The sequence below is a fragment of the Methylosinus sp. RM1 genome (genome assembly GCF_011378635.1).
In the GTDB taxonomy this organism is placed as follows: domain Bacteria; phylum Pseudomonadota; class Alphaproteobacteria; order Rhizobiales; family Beijerinckiaceae; genus Methylosinus; species Methylosinus sporium.
Genome location: NZ_WOVC01000084.1, coordinates 1 through 3477, shown reverse-complemented (window position 1 = coordinate 3477; position 3477 = coordinate 1). Strand labels below are relative to the sequence as shown.

Sequence of the window (3477 nt, the reverse complement as noted above, 5' to 3'; positions counted from 1 at the left end):
CGATGATCCCATCGTCAAGCTGTCCGCCGTGACCGCCTGAACATTCCGGCCAAAGCCGGAAATCCCGGTGTCCGCCTCGATCCAGCTACACCACGCTCTGGGGCACGATCGTACAAACGCCCCAACGATTGCTGAACCACAGGTAGGTTATAATGATGCTTTTCGGACTGCACTCACCCGAGCACTGGCGGCTTCTGACACCGGCCAACATTCAAACGCGCCGGCTTTGGGGCTGGAGCCACTCGATACAAAAGATACTTGGCGCGTCGGAGCCGAGGCCGTGTCAGAGTCGCCATCTCCTGATCGCATCGGACTACGGCGGCGATCACAGTAAATCGACCCATCTAATCTATTGCTATCTCATCATCCGCAGAGGAGGGCAAACTTGGTTGTCCGCTGTTCGGGCGGCGCGCCAAGAGCACCTGCAGAACGGGAGAACGCTGTCCTATAAACGACTGGACGACGCAGCTCGCCAACAGGCACTGGCGCCGTTCCTGAGTGCGGCTGCGAAACTCGACGGCCATTTGGTCGCGATTGCGGTAGACAAAAGGAAAAAGTGGCTTTCGACCGTTCCGGGTGCTGCGGAAGATCTTCGTAAGGCTCTGCAGTTAAAGGCATTCTGGAATGCACGAGCGCTGGAGGCCATGCTGCGGAAGGTGCAATTTACCGCCGTCCTGCTCTCCATCTGGTCGCTACCGTATACCAACGTAACGTGGATAACCGACGAAGACGAGTTTGTGGCGAACGACACCCGGCATGATGATGCCCTCCAGGCCGCCGCACGCATGTGTTCGTTCTATTTCCAACACCCGATGGGTATCTTTCGGCTCAATACCACCGGGCAGGATCTCGAGGATCGTGATTTTGAAGACCTCTGTGCGATTCCAGATCTCGCCGCGGGAATGCTTTCGGAGGTTTCTACCCGCCTAGCTCAGGCAGGTAGCTGGGAAGGTCGTATGCATAAGGTGCTCGATGGTGAGCTGCCTTTCAAGGCTGAACTGATCGCCGACTGGTTCTGGGACACCGAAATGTCCCTTCGGAAAACCCTGATCACGATCGATCTAGAGGGGGCGCGGTTCGCGGTTCGGAAGGTCTCGATGCAAGGCTGTGACATCTCGCAAAACTTATAAGCGAGGAAGAGCAGAAAAGCACCGCAGACTTAAGGGCGCCCTTGTCTCGGCGCGGCCACAAGCTCCTTAGCGGCCGAGCGAAGCCAGAAGGTCCGCGAGAATTTCACGCTCGAACGGATGGATATCCTTAGCCTGCAGGTCCACGTTCGCGACCAAGGCAAGCCCTGCGTCGAGCGTGCGAACCTCGCCCGCGCCCTTGCCTAACCGGCGAGCGAGTTCCGGGGGCACGCCATACTCATCCAAGGCAAAGAGCCCGGACTCCATAAATAGGCTCTCCGCACTTGCGGCGAAGAAGCTATAGTCGCCAATCTTGGCGACCCCTTCACGATCATAGATCTCGGCTTGGATGTGGCTGACGGCCATGAGCTGGCGGGGAAAGGTAAAGCTCACGTAGCGTCGCATGAAACGTAGCCCGCGCTCGACTGCGTCGCTAATTGAGTCATCAAAGCGCTTCCGGGCAACCCAGTGATCTAGCACCTCCCGGAACGACTTCGCCATGCGAAGCCGGTCAAGTTCAGCCTTCAAGCCCACGCCGCTCATGACCCCATATCCCCCCAGCGAGCGGCCACGATCAATCTGATCGTAGATGATGTTACAGACTGCCAAGAGTTGGTGCGGCTCTGGAGAACCTTTCCAGGCGAGTGAATCTTCCAGCAATACCAGGTCGCGCGAAATGACACGGTGGACAGCGTATTGGTCCTCGATAGGGATGTGCCGGTTGAGCCGTATTGTCGCGAGAGAGATAGGGCTTTCGAACCGGACGTCCTCGATGCGCCGCTTGGAGACGGGCTTTAGGTCTTCCTCTGGTAGGTCCACGATCAACGGGAACGAGGTCTTCTCGTCCTGATGCTGGATCCCAATTTCGACGCTGTAGGATGAGTCGTCCGCCGGCGGCGCTGCGTAGGGATACGAGAAGAACGACGTCCGAGCGGCGCTGCGTCGTGTAGAGGAGCAGGCCGCTGCAATCTCGGCGTCGAGCTGCTCGAGGTCATAGCCGGGCGGCGACGGCCTGGCGGCGCGACATGAGGCCTGCGCCGATCGCGAGTATCTCGGCTTGGACGTCCTTGAGCGGATCGACCCACTCGACCTTGGGGGGAAGCCAACTCGCCGAAAGATATGGTTCCGGGTCGCGCTCGAATCCGGGCGCCTCGAGCCGGCCGGCGAGATACTCCGTCGTGACAAAGCGTCGCCAGACAGGACGACAAAACTGGTGAACGACGACATTGTGTTGCAGCGCTTCGACACGTCGGCGAAATTCGACGAGACCGGCTCGGATGCTGGAATAGTTCACGCTCGAGAGGTCGCCGGTCAATTGCTCATAAGGCACGCCCAAACCGGCGGCGATCTCGCGCGCCGTCACCCTCAGAAAATCGATCGCCTCTTGGCCTATCGCTGCGGGATCGGAGACCGCAGCGCCGGTGTGCCATCGATGAGCGGCTCGATACGCGTGCGGGAATTCCGTCTCACCATGTCGAGCGAGGGCCAGACGCAGAGGATGATTCCCGGCGCATGCGCGATCCAGTAGCCGATCGCGTTGAGGCCTGCCTCAGTGCCGCCCGTCTGCGCGCCCTTCATGAACACGACGCGCTCGATCGTCGAGGCAGTCGAGAGTGCGTCCATGATCTCGCGAAGATACGGCACGCGCGCCGTGCGCCAAGGGCCGGGCTCGGCGTTCATGGTCGGAAGCATGCGATTGGCGTCGGCCCACTCGGACACCGTGAGTTGGGGCTCGGGCATGAGGCCGCGGCGCCACGCTTCGTCGACCAGGCGGATGGTTTCTACGTCGAGCGTCATTTCGGGAGCTCCACCGGCTTTTCCGCCATCGCGACGAGGTGCGCGCGGACCTCTCGATCGAGGATGGCCGTGATTGTCGCGAGGTCGCCGCCGACGGCCTCGGCGATGACCGGCGAGACGCGATTGACCCAGCCGATAAGGGCGTCGCGCTCGGCCTTGGCGCGCCCTTCAACGACGCGCAGCGTGGTGCGGCGATCGATGAGCCGGCCGGCGAGGCGCTCGGCCTTCAGGCGCGATATCTCCGCTTCGGCAAGGTCACGCTTCGCTCTGGGCGTCATCGGTTGCGGCGGAGCGTCGTCAAGCCGAAGAACGCCTTCGCCATCATCGATCGACGCTCGCCGGCGGTTGGGGTCGACGTTCGCGCGCACCCATTCCATTCCGCGATCGACGTTGATCCGACTATTCGGCTCGCCTTGACGAGAGCGTCCATATTGACCACGAACAGGCGATCGTGGACAAGGACGCCGATTATCTGCTCGCCGTCAAAGCCAATCAGCCGACGCTGCGCGCCGAGATCGAGAGCGCCTTCGCCGCTGCGACGCGCATCGACACA

5 protein-coding genes are annotated in these 3477 nt (G+C 61.0%); 1 reads left to right on the top strand and 4 read right to left on the bottom strand.

Annotation, left to right across the window (positions count from 1 at the left end; genetic code table 11):
* The first annotated feature begins 389 nt into the window (after positions 1-389).
* Positions 390-1130, top strand: a complete 741-nt coding sequence (locus FMZ75_RS20885) for a hypothetical protein (RefSeq protein ID WP_166146171.1) — start codon at positions 390-392, stop codon at positions 1128-1130.
* A 66-nt stretch (positions 1131-1196) separates the two neighbouring features.
* Here the strand turns inward: FMZ75_RS20885 and FMZ75_RS20880 are convergent, their stop codons facing one another.
* From FMZ75_RS20880 to FMZ75_RS20865, 4 genes are all read right to left on the bottom strand, one after another.
* The gene (locus FMZ75_RS20880; RefSeq protein WP_166146164.1) at positions 1197-1952 is read right to left on the bottom strand and encodes a hypothetical protein; all 756 of its coding nucleotides are present in this window, start codon (positions 1950-1952) and stop codon (positions 1197-1199) included.
* 166 nt (positions 1953-2118) lie between these two features.
* Positions 2119-2490 (bottom strand): phage portal protein, encoded by a 372-nt coding sequence (locus tag FMZ75_RS20875; RefSeq protein ID WP_370464772.1) that lies wholly within the window; start codon positions 2488-2490, stop codon positions 2119-2121.
* A 26-nt stretch (positions 2491-2516) separates the two neighbouring features.
* Positions 2517-2924, bottom strand: coding sequence for a phage terminase large subunit family protein (locus FMZ75_RS20870; RefSeq protein ID WP_246729191.1), 408 nt, complete (start codon positions 2922-2924; stop codon positions 2517-2519).
* Positions 2921-3202 carry a hypothetical protein gene (locus FMZ75_RS20865; protein ID WP_166146167.1) on the bottom strand — a complete coding sequence of 94 codons (282 nt, stop codon included), beginning with the start codon at positions 3200-3202 and terminating at the stop codon, positions 2921-2923. The genes FMZ75_RS20870 and FMZ75_RS20865 overlap by 4 nt, the downstream gene beginning before the upstream one ends.
* Positions 3203-3477 lie beyond the last annotated feature (275 nt).